The sequence below is a fragment of the Acinetobacter sp. 228 genome, assembly GCF_048147885.1.
On record NZ_JAYWYV010000578.1, the window covers coordinates 1 to 1,053 of the forward strand.

Annotated in this window: 1 protein-coding gene and 2 pseudogenes; all 3 read right to left on the reverse strand. The window is 42.7% G+C overall.

What is annotated here, in order from left to right; genetic code table 11:
- A pseudogene (locus VXQ92_RS20950) lies at positions 1-145 on the reverse strand (butanediol dehydrogenase); the annotation flags it as partial.
- Between the two features lie 29 nt (positions 146-174).
- Complete coding sequence (locus VXQ92_RS20955) at positions 175-960, reverse strand: acetoin reductase (RefSeq protein ID WP_265643106.1); 786 nt, start codon at positions 958-960, stop codon at positions 175-177.
- A 26-nt stretch (positions 961-986) separates the two neighbouring features.
- Positions 987-1,053, reverse strand: a pseudogene (locus tag VXQ92_RS20960) (hypothetical protein); the annotation flags it as partial.

A 1,053-nucleotide genomic window follows, 5' to 3' on the forward strand; every position in this document is an offset into this window, starting at 1 on the left:
TTGGCCCTTCCATAAATTCGTGCAAATCTGTACCACAGATTCCACACCAAGCTACCTTAATGCCTACAGTGCCGGGAGTGACTTCTGGTTCAGGAATATCTTCAATACGAATATCACCTCTGTCATAAAAACGCGCTGCTTTCATTATTATCTCCCTCAAATCAGGATGTTGTTTTAGCGATAGACAATTCCGCCGTCCGTTAAAATGGATTGACCCGTAATATAGTCTGAATCTTCACTTGCCAGAAAAGCAACTAATGCGGCTACATCGTCTGGTGTTTGGGCTCTACCTAAAGCAATGCCTTCCACATACTTTTTATAAGTTTCACCAATTGCAGCACCGGTAATTTCAGCAAAACATTTATCGATTTCAACCCACATGTCCGTTCCGACAATTCCGGGGCAATATCCATTTACCGTAATACCGTGACTGGCATATTCTTTTGCCGCAGCTTGGGTAAGTGCTCGTACCGCAAATTTGGTTGCCGAGTAAATACCGAGTAAAGCAAACCCATCGTGGCCTGCAATTGAGCAAGCATTAATGATTTTACCTTTATGTTCGCGTTGTTTAAATTTTGCAGCAGCAGCCTGTATTCCCCACAGTACTCCACCAATATTAATATCAACAATTTTTTGAAATTCATCAGGTGTGATATCCGCAATCGCTTGAACTTGTGCAATTCCAGCGTTATTAATCATGACATCAAACCCACCAAGGGCCTGCTCAGCATGATTTATAGCAGCATACACCTGCTCGCGGTCACTTACATCAGCAATAAAAGTGCTCGCATTTACACCTAAAGCCTGAATTTCCTGCTGCACATCGTTGAGTCGATCTTGTTTCATATCAACTAATGCAATATGTGCCCCTTCTTGCGCCAAGCGCAGGGCAATCCCACGGCCAATGCCTTGGGCTGCCCCAGTCACTAAAGCAACTTTATTTTTTAATCCCTTAACCATGTTCAACTCCTGTAAATGTAGAATTTCTACATATGAATCGCTCGTTGCATTGAAGCCAAAATAGATTCATGCATGGCTTCTGATAATGTTGGA